Raw genomic sequence first — 22725 nt, 5'->3', positions numbered from 1 at the left:
CACGGGGCCTCACGTCATTCGCGCCCTTCGGGGCACGAAACTCTCTAAACTCTAGACCGCATCCAGCGCGCGGCAATCCTCGGGCAGCCAGCCGATCTCGATCTGTTCGCCCGGCTGAAGCCGCCGCTGGTCGGCGGAGTTCCGGGTCTTGATGATGAAATCGTCCTTGCCCGCCACCTTCAGCCGGGTGCGGAACACGTCGCCCATGTAGATGAACTCGGCCACTTCCGCCTTCAGCGTATGGGCCTTGTCGCCCAGCTTCTTCACGTCGACCTCGACCCGCTCGGGCCGGATCGAGATGGTCGTCCGCTCGCCGGGCTGGCTGACGTTCACGGGCTTCGCATCGATCAGTTCGCCATCGTCCAGCTCGACCACGGCAAGGTCGCCCTTGATCTCCTTGATCGTGCCTTCCAGCGTGTTGTTCTCACCGATGAACTGCGCCACGAAGCTGTTCTCGGGGCTTTCATAAAGCACGTCCGGCGCGGCGATCTGCTGAATCCGCCCGTCATCGAACACCGCCACCCGGTCCGACATGGTCAACGCCTCGGTCTGGTCGTGCGTCACGTAGACCGTGGTGATCCCAAGCTGGTGCGCAAGGTTGGTGATCTCGAACTGCATGTGCTCGCGCAGCTGCTTGTCGAGCGCGCCCAGCGGCTCGTCCATCAGCACCAGCTCCGGCTCGAAAACAAGCGCCCGTGCCAGCGCGACCCGCTGCTGCTGTCCACCCGACAATTGCGCAGGGCGCCGGTTGCCGAAATCGCCCATCTGTACCATGTCGAGCGCGCGGCGCACCTTCTCCTCGCGCTCCGACTTGCCCAGCTTGCGCACTTCCAGCGGAAAGCTCAGGTTCTCGGCCACGGTCATGTGCGGGAACAGGGCGTAGTTCTGGAACACCATGCCGATCCCGCGCTTGTGCGGCGGGATGTTGTTGATCGACACGCCGTTCAGCAGGATCTTCCCGTGCGTCGCCGTCTCGAACCCCGCCAGCATCATCAGGCAGGTCGTCTTGCCCGATCCCGACGGGCCCAGCATGGTCAGGAACTCGCCCTTCGGCATCGACAGGTTCAGGTCTTTGACGACAAGCGTTTCCCCGTCATAACTCTTTTGAACGCGTTCGAACGCAACGAACGCATCGCTGTTCTGCGATTCAGTCAAAAACGGCTCCCCATCAGTGTTACGCCGCGTGTTCTCCCGCGGTCATTCAAACTAAAACCACAAACCGGCTTCTGTGCAAGCAGGCTAGCGAAGTTTTTTAGGGCTTCAACCGGCAGCAGGAAAATCGATCAGATTTTGATCAAACTTAAGTCGATTTTCCTGCCGTCTCCCCGGTTAAAGCTTCAATTTCATGTCACCTTTTCGGTGATCTTGCCCAGTTCAGCGCCGGAATCAGCCCAGGATTTTCTGCGTTGCGGCAACAGTCTTGGTCACCACCTCGTCGGCCTCCTCCTTGGTCAGGCAGAAGGGCGGCGCAAAGCCAAGGATATCGCCCTGCGGCATCGCCCGTCCGATCACGCCGCTCTCGGCCAGCGCCCCGGCCACCTGCGGCCCGATCTTGTCACCGGCGTCAAAGAACGTCCGGCTATCGCGATCCTTCACGAATTCCACCGCGCACAGCATCCCTTCGCCGCGCACCTCGCCCACGTTCGGATGATCGCCCAGCGCCTCGGTCATGGTCTTCTTGAGATATCCGCCAACCTCGCGGTTGTTCGAAATCAGGTCCAGCTCGTCCAGCAGCTTGAGGTTCGCCACCCCGGCCGCCGCCCCGATCGGGTGCGCCGAGTAGGTCCAGCCATGGCCGATCGCGCCGAACTCGTCGGTGCCCTGCTCCAGAACCTTCCACATCTTCTCGCCCACGATGCTGCCCGAAAGCGGCGCATAGGCGCTGGTCAGCCCCTTGGCGATGGTAATCAGATCCGGCTTCAGCCCGTAATGGTCCGACCCCATCATGCTGCCCAGCCGCCCGAACCCGGTGACAACCTCGTCGGCCACGAACAGGATGTCGTGCTTGTCCAGAACCTTCTGGATCGCCTCCCAATAGCCTGCGGGCGGCGGCACGATCCCCCCGGTGCCCAGCACCGGCTCGCCGATAAAGGCGGCAATCGTGTCGGCCCCCTCGCGCTCGATCATCTCCTCCAGCTTGTCCACGCAATGCTGCACGAACTGCGCCTCGCTCTGGTCGAGATTATCACGGCGATAGTAATAGGGCGCCTCGGTATGCTTGATCTGCACCAGCGGCAGGTCGAACTTCTTGTGGAACAGCTCCAGCCCGGTCAGCGACCCGGTGATCAGGCCAGACCCGTGATACCCCCGCCAGCGGCTGATGATCTTCTTCTTCTCCGGCCGTCCGAGGATGTTGTTGTAATACCAGATCAGCTTGACGTTGGTCTCGTTCGCATCAGACCCGCCCAGCCCGAAATAGACCTTGCTCATGTGGTCCGGCGCCCGGTCGAGGATCATCTTCGACAGCGTGATACTGGCCTCGGTCCCGTGGCCGACATAAGCGTGGTAATAGGCCAGCTCGCGCGCCTGCTCGGCAATCGCGTCGGCAATCTCCGTCCGGCCATACCCCACGTTGACACAGTAGAGCCCGGCAAACGCATCGAGCAGCCTGTTGCCGTCACGATCCTCGATATGGCTGCCGCTGCCCCCTTTCACGATCCGGTTCGGCGCCTCGCCCCGCGCGAATTGCGCCAAGTGCGTCGAAGGGTGAAAGAAATTCTCGCGGTCCCACTGGTCCAGTTGATCGTTCCTCAGCATGTTCTTTCCTTTCCTTGGGGGCGTTTCACCCCTGCTTTCATCTTTCCAAAAATACTCAAGATCCCACGGCCGCCGCCATCACGCCCAGTCGCGGCAGACGTACTTGATCTCCATGAACTCTTCCATGCCCCGGCGGGCCCCCTCGCGGCCAAGGCCGGATTGCTTCACGCCCCCGAACGGGATCGGCGCGCCGGTCACCTTGGTCCGGTTCACCGCCACCATCCCGAACTGCAGCGCCCGGGTCATCCGGTAAATCCGCCGCGGATCATGGCTGTGCACATAGGCCACCAGCCCGTATTCCGTGGCATTCGCCTTGGCGACAACCTCTTCCTCGGTATCGAAGGGCGCAATCGGCGCCACCGGCCCGAACGTCTCATCCCGCATGATCAGGGCCTCATCCGGCACATCGGCCAGCACGGTCGGCTCATAGAACAGGGGCCCCAGCTCGTGTCGCTTGCCCCCGCACAGAAGCTTCGCGCCCTTATCCAGCGCATCCGCCACGTGCTCCTCCTGCTTGGCCACCGCGCCCTCGTTCATCAGCGGGCCGATATCGGGGTCATCCATGCCCCGGCCAATCGACAGCGCCTGCGTCGCCTCGGCGAACCGCTTGCAGAACTCCTCGTAGACCGGCCGCTCCACGAAGATCCGGTTCGCACCAAGGCAATCCTGCCCCGAGGTCGCGAACTTGGCCTTGATCGCCTCGCCCACGGCCCGGTCCAGATCGGCATTCTTGAACACGATCACCGGCGCATGCCCGCCAAGCTCCATCACCAGCTTCTTCACCGTCTGCGCCGAGTCGCGATAGAGCAGCTGCCCCACCGCCGTCGACCCGGTGAAGGACAGCGCCCTCACCCGCGCATCCGCCGTCCACGGCGGCACCACGGTCGAGGCCCGGCCCGTCACCACGTTGAACACCCCCGCCGGCACGCCTGCCCGCTCGGCCAGTTCCGCCAGCGCCAGCGCAGAGAACGGCGTCTCGTGGCTCGGGTGCGCCACCACGGAACACCCGGCCGCAATCGCCGCCGCCGCCTTCCGCGTCAGCATCGCCGACGGAAAGTTCCACGGCGTGATCAGCGCCACGACCCCCACCGGCTCCAGCCACAGCTCGACCTCCGCATCGGGAAGGTGGCTCGTCACCCCCTCAATGTTGGGTCGCTTGGCCTCCTCGGCATAATACTCCACGAAGCTTGCGGCATAATCGATCTCGCCCCGCGCCTCCGACAGGGGTTTGCCCTGTTCCAGCACCATGATCCGCGCAAGGTCTTCCTTGTGCTTGATCATCAGGTCGAACCACCGGCGCAGGATGGCCGACCGCTCCTGCGGCAGGGTCATCGACCAGCCCTCGAACGCCTCCTGCGCCGCGTCCACCGCCCCGGCGCTTTCCTCGGCCGACAGCATGGCCACCTCGCCGATGAAATCGCCCGTTGCCGGGTCATTGACCGCCAGCGTCTCGCCCGAGCCCGCCGCGCGCCACTTGCCACCGATATAGGAAAAGCTGCGAACAAGGGCCTTGTCGCCGATATCCGCCGTCGCCGTGATTGCCGTGTCCAGCATTGCCATACTCCATCTCCTTGTTGAGCCGAAGTATGATCCGTTCCCCAGGGAGGTGAGACTGAACAATGCCGGGCTTGCAGAAGAATCTTCTGCGTCTTCCCCGTAACCCGTAGGCCGGGCTTCAGCCCGGCACAGCCCCTATCCTCCCAGGCGGTGCCTCAGCCCGGCACCCCGCCATCCCCCAACAAAATATCCAAAGGCGGCGCCATGCCCCCCTTCACCCGCTTCGTCACCACGTAGGTGAAATACTTCGCCAGCCCCACCCGCGCATCCAGCATCGCGTCGATCAGGCGCTGGTAACTGTCGATATCCCGCGTCACGATCTCCAGCAGGTAATCGAACCCGCCGCCCAGCGCCCAGCAGCCGACAATCTCGTCATATCCCTGCACTGCATCCTCGAACACGCGAAACGCCGCCGCCGTATGATCGGCCAGCTCCGCCGCCACGAAGACCCGCACGTAAGGCCCCAGTTTCTTCAGGCTGATCTCGGCGTGATACCCCTCGATCACGCCCGCCTTCTCAAGCTTGCGCAGCCTCTCCCAGCACGGGCTCGCCGAAAGTCCCACCTCTTCGGCCAGCTCCGCCTTGGTAATCCGCCCGCGCACCGACAGCACCTTCAGGATGTCGATATCGCGGTCGTCCAGACGCACCATGCCCTACAGTTTCCGACTATCGACAAGGTAGGGCAGCCTTGCCTGCGCCGCCTCGACCCGGTCCAGGTCGATATCAATGGTCACGAACCCTTCCTCGCCCACCGGCACGGCACTCACCTCGCCATCCGGCGCCACGATCCGCCCGCCGCCGTAGAACCCAAGCCCGTGCAGCTCGCCCGCATGGTCCGCATACCCGATATAGATCCCGTTCTCGAAGGCCCGCGTCGGCACCACCTTTTCCGCCACGATGCCCCAGTCGCGGCCCAGCGCTGTCGGCACCAGCACCAATTGCGCCCCGCCCAGCGCCGCCTGTCGCAGGCTCTCGGGAAACTCAACCTCGTAACAGATGATCATCGCCACCCGCACACCGCCCACCTCGGCAAACGTCACCGCCTCGCCCAGCCCGAACGCCTCCACCTCGAAACTCTGCGGCGAGGCCAGCCTCTTCCGGTGATTGGCCAGCATCTGCCCCTCCGGCCCGAGCAGCGCGGCGGAATTGTAAACGCCATCCTCCCCCCGCTCCGCATAGCCCCAGGCCAGGGCCGTGCCGTGCAAAATCGCCAGCCCGGCCATCCGCTTCGCGAATGTGCCAGTAGGTGCCTCGGCCAGCTTCCCGTAATCGGCCTTCTGATCATACCCCGTCGCGAACAATTCCGGGCACAGCACCAGGTTGCAATGCTGCCCTGCCATGTGCTTCTCAAGCCCGGCCAGCTTCTCGTCCTGCGTCGCCGCCGCGCGGCACTGATAGACCCCCAGCTTCATGACTTTATCACCGTCCCGGCATCCCCACCGGCCAGCTTGGCCGCAACGTGGCTGGCAATCGCCGTATCCTGCGCGCCGGTGCCCGTCAGGTCGGCAATGGTAATATCCTCGGCGCTCTTGCGCCCTTCACTCTTCTTCGTGATCACATCGCCCAGTTCCACCGGCGTGCCTCCTGTCCAAAGCCCCGCCGCGATCGCACTGCGAAGCTCGCCCACCTTCTCGGTCTGGCTGCCCCGGTCGGCGACATACAGATCCGCCTTCACCAACGCCGCCGCCTCGATCTCGTTCTTCCCGTCCTGGTCCGACCCCATCGCCGTCACATGCAGCCCGGGGTGCAGCCACTCGGCCTTCAGCACCGGCTCCTTCGCCGGCGTCGTCGTCACAACCAACTGGCTTTCGGCCACGAGTTGCGCCGGATCAGAGACGATTTCCGCCTCCACGCCCAGCGAATTCTTCAGGTCCTTCGCACATTCCGCCGCTTTCTGCTCATCCCGCCCCCAGACAATCACCCGCTCGAAGGGCCGAACCAGGTGCGCCGCCTGCATCTGCAACCTCGCCTGCACCCCGGTGCCGATCACCCCGGCCGTCTTCACCACCTCCGGCGCCAGGTGACGCGCCGCCACGGCGCCAGCGGCAGCCGTGCGGATATCCGTCAGGTAGCCATTGTCCAGGAACAGGGCCTTCACCAGCCCCGTCTGCGCCGAGAACAGGATCATCAGCCCGTTCAGCGACGGCAGCCCCAGCTTCGGATTGTCGAAGAACCCCGGGCTCACCTTGATCGCGAACCCCTCGAAACCCGGGATATAGGCGGTCTTCACATCCACCTCTCCATTCGCCGCCGGCAAATCCATCGACAGGATCGGCGGCATCACCACCTCGCCCCCCGCCAGCGCGGCAAACGCCGCCTCGATCACGTCGACCGTCTCGAGGTCCAGCGCCACGACCTCGCGCAGCTCCGCCTCGGTCATGATCCGGATATCATTCGCCATCACTCTCTCCCTTCACCAGCTCACCGGCCAGCGTTTCAGCACGCTCCAGCGCCTCGGTGTCACTCATCACGTCGCCCGCCGCCCGCACGTTGCACGACCTTATCAACTCCCGCCGCTTGAACCCGATCCGGTTCAGCGCCGGCCCGTACTGCTCCAGCAGATCGCCGTACAATTCCGGCCCCTCGCCCTGCACCTGCACCAGCACCAGCGCCATGCCGGGCTTGAACTCCGTCGGCTCCGGATTAGTCAGGTAATCGGGTCTGAACAGGCCGAAAAACCGGTCCAGCGCCAGCTTCATCTGCCCGGTAATGTTGCAGAAATAGATCGGCGTCGCCAACACCAGCACATCCGCGCCTTTCACATCCTCCAGCACCGGCGTCAGGTCATCCTCCGGCCCGTCGAGCCCGGCGCTGCCATCACCCACATAGCCCGAATACTGCAACCCGCGCAGCGCATGGGTCACGATCTCCGCCCCCTGCTTCGCCGCCACCTCGCAGAACCGCGACGCAAGCTGGTCACTGTTCCCGCCCGGCCTCGGGCTCCCCAACAGACAGACAATCTTGCTCATGCCGCCCTCCGATAGGGCTTGCCCGCAACCGTCACGTCACCCAGTTGCACATCCTGCCCCGTCATGATTCGCGTGAACATCTCCATATCGAGGTTCCGCCCCGTCACGATCGTCGCCGTCGGCCCGCTCAGCGTCACCTTCCCGGTCAAGACCGCCGCCATACCGACCACGCAAGCCCCCTCCGCCACGATCCGGTCCTCGTAATACAGCACCTGCATCGCGTGATAGATCTCGTCCTCGCTCACCAGAACCACCTCATCCAGCAGATCCCGGCACATCGGGAACGACAGCTTGTTCGCCATCCCGATTCCCCCGCCCAGGCTATCTGCCAGCGAGGCCACTTCCTCGACCTCCACCGGCCGCCCGGCCCTGATGCTTTCATACATCGCCGCGCCCCGGTCCATGGTGATCCCCACCACCCGGATATGCGGCTTGATCGCCTTCGCCGCCAAGGCCACCCCGGCGGCCAGCCCGCCACCCGACAAAGGCACCAGAATCGTCTCTAAATCGGGCCGTTTCGCCATCATCTCCAGCCCGATCGTCCCCTGCCCGGCAATCACCGCCGGGTCATCGAAGGGCGAGATTTCCACCAACCCCTCCTCCTCGACCAGCCGCAGCGACTCCGCCAGCGCATCATCCTGGCTCCGCCCGGCAATCCGCACCTCCGCGCCCAGCGCCCGGATGCCATCAACCTTCGCCTGCGGCACCAGCTCAGACATGCAGATCACCGCCCGCATCCCTTTTTTCCTTGCCGCGAACGCCACCCCGCGCCCGTGATTGCCCGTCGAACAGCACGTCACGCCCGGCGCATCCATCACGTTCGCGACCGCATTGAACGCCCCCCGCAACTTGAAGGCGCCAATCGGCTGCATGTTCTCCAGCTTCAGCAGGAAGTCCTGCCCCCCGGCCTCGGTCATGAACGGCGACGGCACCAAAGGCGTGCCATCGGCCACCCCCCGCAAGACTTGCGCGGCGGCATGGATATCGGCCAAGGTCGGCGTCATGGTTCACTCCCTCGTCTTCAGGGCACTCTTGCCCCCGGTCCTGCCTACGTCAACTCCGCCCCCGTCCGGAGGTTCAAAAACGACATCCGGCGGCGGGTTTCTTGGGGCAGGACAAGGCATTGCCCCCCACGGTACCCCGGAAACGACCCCCAATTCAGGATAACCCATGCTCCAGAAAGACCTTCCCTTCACCCAGGCCGAGTTCGACCGGCGGCTCGACCTGACCCGCACGGCGATGGAGGCGGCGGGCATCGACCTGCTCTTCGTCACCGACCCCTCGAACCAGAACTGGCTGACGGCCTACGATGGCTGGTCCTTCTACGTGCACCAGGGCGTCATGGTCCCGATGGAGGGGGATCCCATCTGGTGGGGCCGGCGCATGGATTCCTTCGGCGCCCGCCGCACCTGCTGGATGGCCGAGGAGCAGATCCTCGGCTACGGCGACCATTTCGTGCAATCGACCGAGCGCCACGCGATGCAGGATCTCGCCGGCCGCATCTACGCGCTGGGCCTTGGCTCCGTCCGCATCGGCGTCGAGATGGAGAACTACTATTACTCCGCCAAGGCGCACGAGGTTCTCACCGAAATGTTGCCCGACGCCACCTTCGTCGACGCCACCGCGCTGGTGAACTGGCAGCGTCTGATCAAGTCGGAAGAGGAGATCGCCTTCATCCGCAAGGCCGCGAAGATCTCCGAGAAGGTCGTGCAAACCGCCATCGACAAGGCCGAACCCGGCCTGAAGAAAAACGAGCTGGTGGCCGAGATCATGCGCGCCGGCATCGCCGGCGTCGATGACATCTGGGGCGATTACCCGGCCATCGTGCCGCTCACCCCTTCCGGCCTCGACGCCACCGCCGCACACCTCACCTGGAACGGCGACGAGATGCGCAAGGGCGAGGCGACCTTCTTCGAACTCTCCGGCTGCTACCGCCGCTACCACGCCCCGCTCTGCCGAACCGTCTATCTCGGCAAGCCTCCGAAAGAAGTGCTGGCCGCCGAGAAGGCCCAGCTCGAAGGCATCGAGGCCGGTCTCGCCGCCGCCCGCCCCGGAAACCGCGCCTGCGACATTGCCAACGCCTTCATCGGGGTGCTGCAGAAACACGGCATCCACCGCGAGGGGCGCTGCGGCTATCCCATCGGCCTCAGCTACCCGCCCGACTGGGGCGAACGCACCGCCTCGATCCGCTCCGAGGATGAAACCGTGCTCGAACCCGGCATGACCTTCCACTTCATGCCCGCCCTCTGGCTCGAAACCTGGGGGCTCGAGACGACCGAAACCATCCTCATCACCGAAACGGGCGAGGCCGAAACCCTCTGCGACATGCCCCGCAAGCTCTTCATCAAGGACTGACCCGCCCACGCGGCCTGCACACGAAAGGGCGGCCATCCGGCCGCCTTTTTCCTCACTCGCCGAGATCACCCCGCAACGAGGCGGGGATATCCCGCGCGCCATGCAGTACGCGCCAGAGATCGATGAAATCCTCGTCCTCGCAGTAGAACGCGAGATAGCCGAATCCCTTCACCGGCCAAACCCTAAGCCCGGGCCGGTCCAGTTCCCATCCAAACCGAGGCGATCCAGACGCGGGGTGGGTGGAAATATGCTCGCATGCCGCCTCGAAGGCATCGATGAACCGAAGCGCCGCCTCCAACCCCGCCTCGCGGGCAAGATAATCGACAGCCTCTTCGACATCCCTGCTGGCGGCCCGCCGTGGCACGACAGGCCTTGCGGCCTGCGTCACCCGTCTTGACCTGCCGCCCGGGCCGCCCTGTCCCTGAGCGCATCGAAGGTCTTTTCCGTGATCGGCTCGTCCTGCGCGCTTCGCCGCCCCTCATCGAGCAGGGCGCGCAGCGCCTGCCGATCAAGGTCACGTCGGATCAGATCGCGAACATACTCGCTCGACGTGCCGTAACCCCGCGCCTCGGTCTGCTTGTCCACCGCAGAGCGCATGTCGTCAGGCAGGGAAATGTTCATCGTGGCCATGACGAAAAGATGCGCAGTATGGCAAATTTTGTCAAGGATGGCCGGCAGCGATGGGGGACCATGCTGCGCTCAAGCCCCGTAGGCCGGGCTTCAGCCCGGCACGACCGGTCTATAACCAAAAAGGCAGCCAACCCGGCTGCCTTTTCCTTTTCTAGACCCTGTCCCGGCCCAACAAGCCTCAGCTCGCCGCCTTCATAAGCCCTTCATCCTGAAGCTGCTTATGCGCCAGGTCGAGCGCCTTCCACGCCCGCTCGGCCAGCATGTCGACTTCTTCTTTCGTGATCACCAGCGGCGGCGAAATCACCATCCGGTCGCCCACGTGGCGCATCACCAGACCGTTGGCAAAACAATGCTCGCGGCAGATCAGCCCGGCCGTCCCCTTGTCGGCGGCAAAGGCCGCGCGGCTCTCCTTGTGCGGCGTCAGTGCGATCGAGCCCATCAGGCCCTGGATCTTCGCCTCGCCCACCAGCGGGTGATCGGCCAGAGCCTCCCATTTACCTTTCAGGTAAGGCGCGGTCTCCTTCCCGGCCCGTTCGACGATCCCTTCCTCGTCCAGGAGCCGCAGATTCTCCAGCGCCACGGCACAGGCCACGGGATGCCCCGAATAGGTATAGCCGTGCGCGAACTCGCAATTGTTCAGCACCTCCGCCACCTCGTCACACACGACCGACCCGCCAATCGGCGCATAGCCCGAGCTCAGGCCCTTGGCGATGGTCATGATGTGCGGCCGGATGCCGAAGCTCTCGCAGGCGAACCAGTCGCCCGTCCGCCCGAACCCGCAAATCACCTCGTCGGCGATCAGCAGGATGCCGTACTTGTCACAGATCCGCTGGATCTCGGGCCAGTAGCTCTTCGGCGGGATGATCACGCCCCCCGCACCCTGGATCGGCTCGCCGATGAACGCGGCCACCTTCTCCGGCCCCAGTTCCTCGATCTTCTCTTCCAGCTCGCGCGCCCGCATCAGCCCGAATTCCTCGGGGTCCATGTCACCGCCCTCGGCGTACCAGTGCGGCTGGTTGATGTGGTGGATATTCTCGATCGGCAGGTCGCCCTGTTCATGCATCGGCACCATGCCGCCAAGGCTGGCGCTGCCCATGCTCGACCCGTGATAGGCATTCTTCCGCGAAATGATGATCTTCCGCTCCGGCTGTCCCTTCTCGGCCCAATAGGTGCGCACAAGGCGGATATTGGTGTCGTTCGCCTCCGACCCCGAGCTGGCAAAAAACGTGTGGTTCAGGTCATAGGGCGACAGCGCCGCGATCTTCTCGGCCAGCGCGATGGCCGGCACGTGGGTCGTCTGGAAGAAGGTGTTGTAATAGGGCAGCTCCTTCATCTGCCGCGCCGCCGCCTCGGCCAGCTCGTCGCGGCCGTACCCGAGGTTCACGCACCACAGCCCCGCCATCGCGTCCAGCATCTCGTTGCCGTCGCTGTCGGTCAGCGTCACGCCCTTGGCGCGGGTGATCACCCGCACGCCCTTCTTGTTCAGGTCGTTCCCGTGGGTGAACGGATGCAGGTGGTGCGCCGCGTCGAGCGCCTGCAGTTCAGCCGTGGGCATGTGATTGGTGATCATCGTCATGGCAAAACCTCTTCTGGCAGGAATCACGTGAATGCGGCCTCTGCCGCGGTCAAGCCCAGAATATGATCAAATTAATCAATGTCAATCGAATCAGGTCGCAGGCCCCGGTTTGCCGAAGGAAAGCCGCACCTGCTCCATCCCCTGCACCACGTCCTCGCAAATCGCCTGCGCCGCGCGCTCGCCGTCACCCGCCCGCATCGCGTCGAGCACCTCCTTGTGCTTGTCGGGCAGGTTCTGCGTCCCCATCCGCCCGCACACCACTCGAAGCGACGGCCCGAACCGAAGCCACAGCCCGTCGGCCATGTTCGCCAGGATCGGCTGGTCGGCCAGGTCATAGATCGCCTTGTGAAAGGAATAGTTCCGCTCGAGGTAGATCCGCAGGTCCCCGGTCTCGATCGCCCGGTCAAGCTCGGCATCCAGATCTGCCAGCCGGTCAAGGTCATCCGCGCTCGCCCGCTCGGTCGCACATTGGGTCAGGTAGGGGTCAAGCCACTGGCGCGCAACGATTAACTCGCTGACATGATTCGCTGTCAGTTGTGGCACCGAAACCCGCCTGTTGCCCTGGAACTCCAGCGCCCCTTCCGCGATCAGCCGGCGGATCGCCTCGCGCACCGGCGTCATGCCCGCGCCCATCCGATCGGTCAGCCCCTGGATGGTCACCGGCTGCCCCGGCGCAAGGTCCCCGAACAGCACCATCGCGCGCAACTGCCGGTAAATCAGCTCATGCGCCGGCAGCCGCCCGGGCTCCTCCCCCGGTTTGCCCATTTTCTGTGCCGCGATCGTCATCCGTTGGTTCATCTCTCTCCGCCACCTCCCGAGTGTTCTTGCGAGTTTAACGGCAAGGTGGAAACATTACTATATTGCCATGCCCGGAAAATTTTGATCAAATCCGCAGCAAGGCATGACACGATGCCGATCCAACGCCGATCCAACGGGAGAATGACATGAGATCGCTGATACTGACGACCGCCGCCACGCTTGCACTGGGCACGGTCGCCGCCTCCGCCCAGGAGGTACGCGTCTACAACTGGTCCGACTATATCGACGAGGACTTGCTCACCAAGTTCGAGGAGGAAACAGGCCTCGACCTCGTCTACGACGTCTTCGATTCGAACGAGGTACTCGAAACCAAGATGCTCGCCGGCGGCTCGGGCTACGACGTCGTCGTCCCCTCCGGCACCTTCCTGCAGCGCCAGATCATGGCCGGCGCCTTCCAGAAGCTCGACAAGGAACAACTCCCCAACCTCGAGCACATGTGGGACACGATCCAGGAACGCACCGACGCCTATGACCCGGGCGGGGAATACTCGATCAACTACATGTGGGGCACCACGGGCCTCGGCGTGAATGTCGACAAGGTCAAGGAAGTGCTGGGCGAAGACGCCCCGATGGGCTCGCTCGACCTGATCTTCGACCCCGCCAACATGGAAAAGCTGGCCTCCTGCGGCGTCCATTTCCTCGACGCCCCGACCGAGCTGATCCCCGCGGCGCTCGCCTATATCGGCGAAGACCCCGACAGCCACGATCCCGACGTGATCGCCAAGGTCGAGCCGGTGCTGGAAGCGGTCCGCCCGCATATCCTCAAGTTCCACAGCTCCGAATACATCAACGCGCTCGCCAACGGTGACATCTGCGTCGCCTTCGGCTGGTCCGGCGACATCCTCCAGGCGCGCGACCGCGCCGACGAGGCCGACAATGGCGTCACCATCGCCTATAACGCGCCAAAGGAAGGCGCGCTGATGTGGTTCGACCAGATGGCCATCCCGGTCGACGCCCCCAACCCCGAGGGCGCCCACACCTTCCTCAACTTCATCATGGATCCCGAGAACATCGCCGCGGCGTCGAACTACGTCTACTACGCCAACGGCAACAAGGCCTCGCAGGAGCACCTTGTCGAGGACGTGATCGAAGATCCGGCGATCTACCCCGACGAGGAAACGCTGCAGAACCTCTACACCACCACGCCCTACCCGGCGAAGGTGCAGCGGGTCGTCACCCGCCTCTGGACCAAGGTCAAGTCGGGCACGTAAGACCCGCCTTTCCGGCCCGCGCGACCACCCGCGCGGGCCCCAATCCACACGCATAATCGGGGAACAGGCATGGGGCAGACCGTTTTCGAGCCGTGGAACGACCCGGACGCCAAGCCGCTGATCCAGTTCAGGAACGTCAGCAAGCGCTTCGGCGACTTCACCGCCATCGACAACCAGTCCTTCGACATCTACGAGCGTGAATTCTTCGCCCTTCTCGGCCCCTCGGGCTGTGGCAAGACCACGATGATGCGCATGCTCGCCGGCTTCGAGACCCCGACCGAGGGCACCATCCTCCTTGGCGGTCAGGATATTGCGCCCATCCCGCCCAACAAGCGCGCCGTGAACATGATGTTCCAGTCCTACGCGCTCTTCCCCCACCTCTCCGTCTGGGAAAACATCGCCTTCGGCCTCAAGCGCGACCGGCGCCCGAAGGACGAGATCGAATCCCGCGTCGCCGAAATGCTCAAGCTCACGCGGCTCGAACAGTTCGCCCGCCGCAAACCCCACCAGATTTCCGGCGGCCAGCGCCAGCGCGTCGCCCTCGCCCGCTCCCTCGCCAAGGCGCCGAAACTCCTCCTCCTCGACGAACCGCTCGGCGCCCTCGACGCCAAGCTGCGCCAGGACACCCAGTTCGAACTGATGGACATCCAGGAGAAGACAGGCACCACCTTCGTCATCGTCACCCACGATCAGGAAGAGGCGATGACCGTCGCCTCCCGGGTCGCGGTGATGGATCACGGCCGCATCGTGCAGGCCGACATCCCCGCCAAGATCTACGAACAGCCCAACTCCGTCTACGTCGCCGACTTCATCGGCGAGGTCACGATCATCGACGGCACCGCCACGAAGGTCGATAACGGCTACGAGATCGACTTCGCCGAGGGCCAGCCGACACTCTATTGCCAGACCGACAAGCAGCTCGCCAACGGCCAGTCCTGCCACATCGCCATCCGGCCGGAAAAAGTCTCTATTTCAGCCGAAAAACCCGCCGACCGCCGCAACATCCTGCAAGGCAAGATCCACGACATCGCTTACCTGGGCAACATCTCGACCTACCACGTCAAGCTCGCCAACGGCAAAATCGTCAAGGCGCAAACCGCCAACACCCGCCGCCTCGCCCACCGGCCCTTCACGTGGGAAGACGACGTCTACCTCAGCTGGTCCGACACCGCCGGCGTGCTGCTGGAGCGCTGAGAGATGCGCCGCGCCGCCCTCATCCTCGTCCCGTATCTCTGGCTTCTGGCGCTGTTCCTCGTGCCCTTCCTGATCGTCCTCAAGATCAGCCTGTCGGACATCGCCCTCGCCATCCCGCCCTACACCCCCACGCTCGACCTCTCGACCGGATGGCAGGGCGTGAAAGACTTCTTCGCCGCCCTCGACCTCGAAAACTTCGAATTCCTCACCACCGACGATCTCTACTGGAAGGCCTACCTCTCCTCCGTCAAGATCGCGGCCATCGCCACCTTCCTCACCCTCTGCGTCGGCTACCCCATCGCCTACGGCATGGCCAATGCCCCCGATCACTGGCGCCCGACCCTGATGATGCTGGTGATCCTCCCCTTCTGGACAAGCTTCCTGATCCGCGTCTATTCCTGGATGGGGATCCTGTCGACCGAGGGCTATCTCAACCAGTTCCTCCTCGGCATCGGCGTGATCTCGACACCGCTGACCATCCTCAACACCAACACCGCCGTCTATATCGGCATCGTCTACACCTACCTGCCCTTCATGATCCTGCCGATCTACGCGGCGCTCGAACGGCTCGACGGCTCGCTTCTCGAAGCGGCCGAAGACCTCGGCTGTTCCCGCATCTCGGCCTTCTGGCTGGTCACCGTGCCGCTGTCGAAGAACGGCATTATCGCCGGCTGCTTCCTCGTCTTCATCCCCACGATCGGCGAATTCGTCATCCCCTCGCTGCTCGGCGGCTCACGTACGCTGATGATCGGCAAGGTCCTGTGGGAGGAATTCTTCAACAACCGCGACTGGCCCGTCGCCTCGGCCGTGGCCGTCATCCTGCTGCTGATACTGATCATCCCGATCATCCTCTTCCAGCGCAACGAACAGAAACAGCGGGAGGCCGACCAATGACCCACGCCACCGCCCCGAAATCTTCAAAAGATTTCGAACAGATTTCTTTTCAAGAAATCGCCCCCCACCCGGAGGCCACCGCATGAGACGCCTCACCTGGTTCAACGCCACTTCCATGACCCTCGGCTTCGCCTTCCTCTACCTGCCGATGGTCATCCTCGTGATCTACAGCTTCAACGCCTCCAAGCTCGTCACCGTCTGGGCGGGCTTCTCGACCCGCTGGTACGGCGAACTCCTCGGCAACGTGGCTTTCCTCGACGCCGCCTGGGTCACGCTTCAGGTTGCCGTCGTCAGCTCCACCATCGCCACCGTCCTCGGCACCATGGCGGCCTATGTCCTCGTCCGCGCCGGCCGTTTCGCCGGCCGCACGCTCTTCTCCGGCATGATCTACGCCCCCCTCGTCATGCCCGAGGTCATCACCGGCCTCTCGCTCCTCCTGCTCTTCATCGGCATAGGGCTCGACCGCGGGGTGTTCACCATCATCCTCGCCCATACCACCTTCTCGATGTGCTACGTCTCGGTCGTCGTCTCCTCCCGATTGGTCAGCTTCGACCGCTCGCTCGAGGAAGCGGCGCTCGACCTCGGCTGCACCGCCGCCGAGGCGTTCCGCCTCGTCACCCTGCCGATCATCGCCCCCGCCGTCATCTCCGGCTGGCTGTTGGCCTTCACCCTGTCGCTCGACGACCTCGTGATCGCCTCCTTCACCGCCGGCCCCTCCTCCACCACCCTGCCGATCAAGATCTGGTCGTCGATCCGCCTTGGGGTCAGCCCGGAAATCAACGCGCTGTCCACCATCCTGATCGCGATCGTCGCGGTCGGCGTCATCACCGCCTCGCTGATCTCCAAGCGCGCCACCCTGCGCCAGCGGGCCGACGAACAGGCAGCCTTACGCACATGACCGATCTTGCCCGCATCTGGGAACCCAAGGCCTACGGCCCCTCGCCGATCCGCGATTGCTGGTGGGCCGACACCGTCGCCCCCGGCGACTGGCCCGCCCTCGACGGCGACACCACCACCGATGTCGCCATCGTCGGCGCCGGCTTCACCGGCCTCTCCGCCGCCCTTCACCTCGCCGAGGCCGGCGTGGGCGTCACCGTGCTCGACGCCCAGCACCCGTTCTGGGGCGCCTCGGGCCGCAATGGCGGCTTCAACTGCCTCGGCGGCGCCAAGGCCAGCCATGACGAGATCGCGAAGAAATTCGGCCAGTCCGAAATGCTCGACTACGCCCGCGCCGAACGCGCCGCCGTCGAAACCGTGGGCCGGCTCGTCGACCGGCTCGACCTCGATGTCGACCGCCATTCCGACGGCGAAACCATGCTCGCCCACCGGCCGAAAGATTTCGAACACATGCGCAAACGCGCCGGCCAGATCAAGGAACTCTACGGCGTCGAGCCCACCATCATCCCGCCCGAGGAACTGGCCCAGTCCGGCCTCAACGGTCCCTTCCACGGCGCGGTGACCAACCCGCTCGGCTTCGCCCTCAACCCCCGCAAATACGCGCGCGGCCTTGCCCATGCCGCCCGCGACGCCGGTGCCGCCATCCACGGCCACTCCGCCGTCACCGGCATCGAACCCCGCGCCGACGGCTACCGCCTCCACACCGCGTCTGGTACCGTCCGGGCGAAGAAATTCATCATCGCCACCAACGGCTACAGCTCTGACAACCTGCCCTCGTGGATGGCCTCACGCTACCCCGGGCTCAGCCACACAGACGCCACCGAAGCCACGATCCAGAAGAAGATCCGCGCCGATTTCGACGCCATGTTCCCGGCCTGGCGCCATGTCGAAACGCCCCATTACTGGTCCGGCTTCGTCTGCATCTCCCGCGACCTGCTGCCCTATGCCGGCCCGATCCCCGGCATGGAGGGGGGCTTCGCGGCCTTCGCCTACCACGGCAACGGCGTCTCGATGGGCAGCTACTCGGGCACGATCCTCGCCGACCTGGTGCAGGGCAGGACACCATCCACACCCTACCCCGCGCCCATGAGCCACACGCCCCGCCGTTTCCCGCTCGGCCGCTTCCGCCGCCTTCTCATGCGGCCGGCCTACCTGCAATACGCCCTGCACGACCTCTGATGCCGCGGCTCAGCCCTGCGGCGTCTTCGCCTCCCGCGCCTTCCCGCGCTGAAGACCCAGGTGCCGCTCCCGCAGGATGATGATGATCCCGGCCAGGATCACCAGCGCCGCGCCCAGAAGCATCGGCCGCGTCGGCACCTCGTCGAAAATGACATAGCCGATCACGATGGCAAACAGCATCGAGGCATAGTCGAACGGCGCGATCACGCTCGCATCGGCAAAGCGATAGGCCGAGGTGATGAAGATCTGCGCCAGCCCCCCGATCAGCCCGGCCAGCACCAGCAGCACCGCCTCCCGCCCCTCCGGCATGACCCACGCGAAGGGCGTGCCGGGCATGGCGAACCCGATCAGCATCGTCACCAGCGACAGGATGGTCGAGGTCATCGAGAAATAGAACACGATCGCGCTGGTCTGCTCGGTCTGCACCAGCTTGCGGATGTAGATTTGCGCCAGCGCCGCACAGGTCGCCCCCAACAGCACCAGCACCGCGCCCACCGCTTCCGCCGTCTGCACCGTCGGCCCGGAGAGCGTCGTCAGCCGCGGCGCCAGCACGATCAGCACGCCGACAAGCCCCAGCGCCACGGCGCCGATCCGGAACACACCTACCTTCTCGTCAAGGAACATCGCCGCGAACACCACCACCAGCAGCGGCGCGGTATAGCCCAGCGCCGTCACCTCCGGCAGCGGCAACAGCCCCAGCCCGGCAAACATCAGCGCCATCGCCGTGGTCCCCACCACGCCGCGCCAGAAATGCGCCATGGGCGATTTCACTTTCAACCCGGTCGCCAGGTCCCGACGCACCGCCAGCCAGATCAGGATCACCGGAATGGCAAAGAGCGAGCGAAAGAACACCGCCTCGCCCGGCGGCACGTGGTCGGCCGTCGCCTTGATCAGCGCCGACATGACGATGAACAGCAACACGGCACATAGCTTGAGGGCAATGCCCTTGAACGGGGCCATCGGCGCATCTCCTTGCCCCCTGATTGGCCCGCCGCCGCCCAAAGGTCAACTCCGCCGCGCGCAACCCCGCCATGCGCCGCCTGCCTCGCTGTCGGATGCCTCCGGCGGGGATATTTCACGCCAGAAGAAGCGGGGACCTGCGGCCGTGTTTCTTCTGGCCCGAAATATCCCGGGGAGTTTGAGGGGCTGGCCCCTAAAGGCCTGCGTGGCCCGAACGCAAACCAACCGGATGCGCCCGGAAGGCGCGCCGCCTACCCGCCGCCCTCCGCCGCCCACAACAGCTTGCGCCCGCCCGCCTCCTTGCCGGGCGTCACGCCGAACGCCGCATTGTAGCTGCGCGAGAAATGCGAGGGGCTCACGAACCCGCACAACACGCTCACCTCCGCCACCGACAACTCGGTCTGCCGCAACACCTGCCTTGCCCGCTCCAGCCGCAGCGACAGGTAGTATTTCCCCGGCGAGGTCCCCAGGTGCTTCGCGAACAACCGCTCCAGCTGCCGCGTCGACACGCCCACCGCGTCCGCCACCTCGTCCGGGACCAGCGGCTCCTCGACATTGTTGCGCATCGTCTCCACCGCCAGCGCCAGCTTGCGGTCGCGCACGCCGGTCCGGTCCTGCACCGGGATACGCTGCGACTGGCTGTGATCGCGTGGCGCGGTATAGACCATCTGCTCCGCCACCCAGTCCGAAATCTCCTGCCCGTAATCCTCGTGGATCAGATGCAGCATCAAATCCATCGACGACGCGCCCCCGGCACAGGAAAACACCCGCCCGTCGACCGAGAAGATCTTGTCCTCGATGCTCACCCTTGGCAGCGCCTCGACCAGCGCGGTCTTGTACTCCCAATGGGTCGAAATCCGCTTCCCCGCGATCAGCCCGGCCAGCGCCAGCGTATAGGCCCCGCTCGACAGCGACCCGAAACTCAGCCCCTTCCGCGTCTCCCGCCTGAGCCACGCCAGGACCGCTTTCGTGCTCCCCGCCGCCACGTCCTCCCCGGCACAAACCACCAGCGTGTCGTCCCGCCGCAGCTCGCACAGCCCGTCATCCACCTGCACCGTCACCCCGTTCCAGGCCGCCGCCTCCCCGCCATCGGCACTCACCAGTTTCCAGGTGTAGAACGTCCGCCCGCCCGCGTGCCGGTTGGCCAGCGTCAGCGCCTCCAGCGCACAGGTGAATCCCAGCATCGAGAAGCCGGGAATCAGCAGGAAAACATAGCGCTTCGGCCTGTCTTCCGGGGCGCTCACGCCCGCCATCACGACCTCATCTTCGCCCCGTCCGCATCGTAAACCGGCCCGCCCTGCACATGCGCCGCGTAGATCTCGCCCAGGATCTCCACCTCGAGCACCGTCCCCGGCACCGCATGTTCGGCGCCCACATAGGCCATCGCCATCGACTTGCCCACGCGATGCGCATAGCCGCCCGACGTGATATACCCCACGGCCGCGCCATCCTTCAGCACCGCCTCGTCCAGCGTCACGTCAATCGGCGTGTCGACCACCAGCGTCACCAGCTTCCGGTCAACGCCTTCCGCCTTCACCTTCTCCGTCGCCGCCTTGCCGGAGAACTCCTTCGTCCAGTCGATAAAGCCATCCATGCCGCTCTCGACCGCGTTGAAATCCGGCCGGAACTCCAGCCCCCACGCGCCCCAGCCCTTCTCGAGCCTGAGGCTCATCAACGCCCTTGCCCCGTACCAGCGATAGCCCAGGTCGGCCCCGGCCACCTCGATCGCCTCGCTCAACCGGATCAGGTACTGCGGCCGGCAATAAATTTCGTACCCCAGCTCACCCGAGAAGCTGATCCGGTTCAGGATCACCGGCACGCCGCTAACAAACGTCTTCCGCGTATCCCGGAACTTCAACGCCTCCGCGCTTACCTCCTCCCGCGTGATCCGCCCCAGCAACTCGCGCGATTTCGGCCCCGACAGCGCAATCCCGTGCCACTCCGCCGTCTGGTTCTCGTGAACCACGCTCTCCGGCAACGTCCTCGCCCAGAACCGCCCATGCGCATCCTGCATCGCGCCCGACCCGAACAGCATGAACTCCTCCTCGCCCAGGCAAGCCACCGTCAGGTCCCCATAAAGCCGCCCCTTCTCCGTCAGCATCGGCGTCAGGCTGATCCTCCCCGGTTTCGGAATACGCCCCGCCATCACCCGGTTCAGCCAGTCCCTTGCCCCCGGCCCGGCGACCCTGTGCTTGGCGAAATTGGCGATCTCGATCCCGGCCACCCCCTCCTGCACCGCCTTCACCTCCCGGGCGACATAGTCGAACGACCGGTTCCGCTCGAACGTCGGCGTCTCATGCGCATCCTCCGGCCCGTCCGCGAACCACAGCGCATTCTCCAGCCCGAACGATTGCCCCATCACCGCCCCCTTGGCGATCAGCCGATCATAAAGCGCCGTCGTCTGCTGCCGCCGCCCCTTCGGCAGGGTCTCGTTCGGGAAGGTCATCACAAAGCGCCGCTCGTAATTCTCGGTCGACTTCACCGTGCCCCAATCCGGGCTCGCCCAGTCGCCGAACCGCGCCACGTCCATCGCCCAGACGTCAATCGACGGCTCCCCGTCGATCATCCATTCCGCCAGCGTCAGGCCAACCCCGCCGCCCTGGCAGAACCCGGCCATCACCCCCACGGCACACCAGTAATTCCGCATCCCCGGCACCGGCCCGATCATCGGGTTGCCATCCGGGCCAAAGGTGAACGGCCCGTTGATCGCATCCTTGATCCCCGCATTGCCCAGCGCCGGGATCCGCTCGAACCCAAGCTCCAGCCGGTCCGCGATATGCTCCAGGTTCGGCTGCAACAGCTCATGCCCGAAATCCCACGGCGTGCCCTCCACCTTCCACGGCACGCCCACCGGCTCGTAGGTGCCCAGAAGCATCCCGTCCCGCTCCTGCCGGAAATACAGGTTCGCCTCGTAATCGAACCCGCAGGGCAGGCGCGATCCGAACGTCGCCACCTCCTCGATCCGGTCGGTCAGCAGGTAATGGTGCTCCATCGGCTGCACCGGCAGGTGCAGCCCCGCCATATGCCCCACCTCGCGGGCCCACAGCCCGCCACAGTTCACCACGTGCTCGGCAATCACCGTCCCCCGCTCGGTCGTCACCTCCCACTGCCCGTCGGGCCGCATCCGCGTCGCCGTCACCGGCGTATGGGTGAAATACTGCCCCCCGTAATGCCGCGCCGCCTTGGCAAAGGCATATGTCGTCCCCGACGGGTCAAGATCGCCATCCTGATCGTCCCACAGCGCCGCATGGTAATATTTCGGGTTGATCAGCGGATGCCGCCTTGCCACCTCATCGGGGCTGATGAACTCCTGGTCCAGCCCCATGTACCGCGCCTTCGACCGCTCCCGCTTGAGGTAATCGTACCACGTCCTGTTCGACGCCAGGTAAAAGCCCCCGGTCAGGTGAAGCCCCACCGACTGCCCCGACAGCTCCTCGATCTCCCGGTAAAGCCCGATCGTGTAGCTCTGCAGCCGGCTGATATTCGGGTCGCTGCTGATCGTGTGAATCTGCCCCGCCGCATGCCACGAACTCCCGCTCGTCAGCTCGTTCCGCTCCAGCAGGATCGTATCCTTCCATCCGAACTTGCTCAGGTGAAACAGGATCGAACAGCCAACCACGCCGCCCCCGATCACCACCACCTTGGCATGGCTCGGCAACGGCTTGCCCCGCCCGCTTTCGTCCGTCTGGATGTTGAGCGTCGATTGCGCCAGGTTATCGCTCATCGC

At 64.8% G+C, this 22725-nt stretch carries 21 protein-coding genes; 6 read left to right on the top strand and 15 right to left on the bottom strand.

The features are described 5' to 3' along the window. Positions 1-51 precede the first annotated feature (51 nt). The 8 genes from QUV18_RS09140 to eutB all read right to left on the bottom strand — a co-directional run bounded on the left by QUV18_RS09140 (position 52) and on the right by eutB (position 8287). Positions 52-1155 carry an ABC transporter ATP-binding protein gene (locus QUV18_RS09140; protein WP_300893474.1) on the bottom strand — a complete coding sequence of 368 codons (1104 nt, stop codon included), beginning with the start codon at positions 1153-1155 and terminating at the stop codon, positions 52-54. A 231-nt stretch (positions 1156-1386) separates the two neighbouring features. Then, positions 1387-2757, bottom strand: coding sequence for an aspartate aminotransferase family protein (locus tag QUV18_RS09135; RefSeq protein WP_300893472.1), 1371 nt, complete (start codon positions 2755-2757; stop codon positions 1387-1389). 78 nt (positions 2758-2835) lie between these two features. Next, positions 2836-4311 (bottom strand): NAD-dependent succinate-semialdehyde dehydrogenase, encoded by a 1476-nt coding sequence (locus tag QUV18_RS09130; protein WP_300893471.1) that lies wholly within the window; start codon positions 4309-4311, stop codon positions 2836-2838. A 158-nt stretch (positions 4312-4469) separates the two neighbouring features. Then, positions 4470-4961 (bottom strand): Lrp/AsnC family transcriptional regulator, encoded by a 492-nt coding sequence (locus tag QUV18_RS09125; protein WP_300893796.1) that lies wholly within the window; start codon positions 4959-4961, stop codon positions 4470-4472. Between the two features lie 6 nt (positions 4962-4967). Further along, entirely contained in the window at positions 4968-5726 is a 759-nt protein-coding gene (locus tag QUV18_RS09120) for a nitrilase-related carbon-nitrogen hydrolase (RefSeq protein ID WP_300893469.1), read from the bottom strand. Next, entirely contained in the window at positions 5723-6715 is a 993-nt protein-coding gene (locus tag QUV18_RS09115) for a cyclodeaminase (protein ID WP_300893467.1), read from the bottom strand. The genes QUV18_RS09120 and QUV18_RS09115 overlap by 4 nt, the downstream gene beginning before the upstream one ends. Beyond that, positions 6705-7283 (bottom strand): flavodoxin family protein, encoded by a 579-nt coding sequence (locus QUV18_RS09110; RefSeq protein ID WP_300893466.1) that lies wholly within the window; start codon positions 7281-7283, stop codon positions 6705-6707. The genes QUV18_RS09115 and QUV18_RS09110 overlap by 11 nt, the downstream gene beginning before the upstream one ends. After that, positions 7280-8287 (bottom strand): hydroxyectoine utilization dehydratase EutB, encoded by a 1008-nt coding sequence (eutB, locus tag QUV18_RS09105; RefSeq protein WP_300893465.1) that lies wholly within the window; start codon positions 8285-8287, stop codon positions 7280-7282. The genes QUV18_RS09110 and eutB overlap by 4 nt, the downstream gene beginning before the upstream one ends. Positions 8288-8453: 166 nt before the next feature. On the opposite strand from eutB, the gene QUV18_RS09100 reads away from it, so the two are divergent. Continuing rightward, on the top strand, positions 8454-9638 hold the full coding sequence (locus QUV18_RS09100) for a M24 family metallopeptidase (RefSeq protein WP_300893464.1): 1185 nt from the start codon (positions 8454-8456) through the stop codon (positions 9636-9638). A 52-nt stretch (positions 9639-9690) separates the two neighbouring features. Here QUV18_RS09100 and QUV18_RS09095 read toward each other — a convergent pair whose 3' ends face one another. The 4 genes from QUV18_RS09095 to QUV18_RS09080 form a co-directional block, all read right to left on the bottom strand. Then, the gene (locus tag QUV18_RS09095) at positions 9691-10002 is read right to left on the bottom strand and encodes a type II toxin-antitoxin system RelE/ParE family toxin (protein ID WP_300893795.1); all 312 of its coding nucleotides are present in this window, start codon (positions 10000-10002) and stop codon (positions 9691-9693) included. Positions 10003-10022: 20 nt separating this feature from the next. After that, positions 10023-10268: a type II toxin-antitoxin system ParD family antitoxin gene (locus QUV18_RS09090; RefSeq protein ID WP_300893462.1), complete on the bottom strand. Its 246-nt coding sequence runs from the start codon at positions 10266-10268 to the stop codon at positions 10023-10025. Positions 10269-10446: 178 nt separating this feature from the next. Then, on the bottom strand, positions 10447-11844 hold the full coding sequence (locus QUV18_RS09085; RefSeq protein WP_300893461.1) for an aspartate aminotransferase family protein: 1398 nt from the start codon (positions 11842-11844) through the stop codon (positions 10447-10449). Positions 11845-11934: 90 nt separating this feature from the next. Beyond that, positions 11935-12642, bottom strand: a complete 708-nt coding sequence (locus QUV18_RS09080) for a GntR family transcriptional regulator (protein ID WP_300893459.1) — start codon at positions 12640-12642, stop codon at positions 11935-11937. Between the two features lie 146 nt (positions 12643-12788). Here QUV18_RS09080 and QUV18_RS09075 point away from each other — a divergent pair, with 146 nt between their 5' ends. From QUV18_RS09075 to QUV18_RS09055, 5 genes are all read left to right on the top strand, one after another. Next, entirely contained in the window at positions 12789-13874 is a 1086-nt protein-coding gene (locus QUV18_RS09075; RefSeq protein ID WP_300893457.1) for a polyamine ABC transporter substrate-binding protein, read from the top strand. 69 nt (positions 13875-13943) lie between these two features. Continuing rightward, positions 13944-15068, top strand: a complete 1125-nt coding sequence (locus tag QUV18_RS09070) for an ABC transporter ATP-binding protein (RefSeq protein ID WP_300893456.1) — start codon at positions 13944-13946, stop codon at positions 15066-15068. Between the two features lie 3 nt (positions 15069-15071). After that, entirely contained in the window at positions 15072-15962 is an 891-nt protein-coding gene (locus QUV18_RS09065) for an ABC transporter permease subunit (RefSeq protein WP_300893452.1), read from the top strand. A gap of 82 nt (positions 15963-16044) precedes the next feature. Continuing rightward, positions 16045-16860 (top strand): ABC transporter permease, encoded by an 816-nt coding sequence (locus QUV18_RS09060; RefSeq protein ID WP_300893450.1) that lies wholly within the window; start codon positions 16045-16047, stop codon positions 16858-16860. Beyond that, positions 16857-18038, top strand: a complete 1182-nt coding sequence (locus tag QUV18_RS09055) for an FAD-binding oxidoreductase (RefSeq protein ID WP_300893448.1) — start codon at positions 16857-16859, stop codon at positions 18036-18038. The genes QUV18_RS09060 and QUV18_RS09055 overlap by 4 nt, the downstream gene beginning before the upstream one ends. Positions 18039-18047: 9 nt before the next feature. Here QUV18_RS09055 and QUV18_RS09050 read toward each other — a convergent pair whose 3' ends face one another. From QUV18_RS09050 to QUV18_RS09040, 3 genes are all read right to left on the bottom strand, one after another. Beyond that, entirely contained in the window at positions 18048-18998 is a 951-nt protein-coding gene (locus QUV18_RS09050) for a DMT family transporter (protein ID WP_300893446.1), read from the bottom strand. A gap of 251 nt (positions 18999-19249) precedes the next feature. Beyond that, entirely contained in the window at positions 19250-20251 is a 1002-nt protein-coding gene (locus QUV18_RS09045; RefSeq protein WP_300893445.1) for a GlxA family transcriptional regulator, read from the bottom strand. Further along, the gene (locus QUV18_RS09040) at positions 20251-22722 is read right to left on the bottom strand and encodes an FAD-dependent oxidoreductase (protein WP_300893442.1); all 2472 of its coding nucleotides are present in this window, start codon (positions 22720-22722) and stop codon (positions 20251-20253) included. Before QUV18_RS09040 ends, QUV18_RS09045 begins: the two co-directional genes overlap by 1 nt. Positions 22723-22725: the final 3 nt, after the last annotated feature.

Source organism: Roseovarius sp. (genome assembly GCF_030373445.1).
GTDB lineage: Bacteria > Pseudomonadota > Alphaproteobacteria > Rhodobacterales > Rhodobacteraceae > Roseovarius.
The sequence above is the reverse complement of the archived record's forward strand: the minus strand, read 5'-3'. Positions and strand labels throughout refer to the sequence as shown.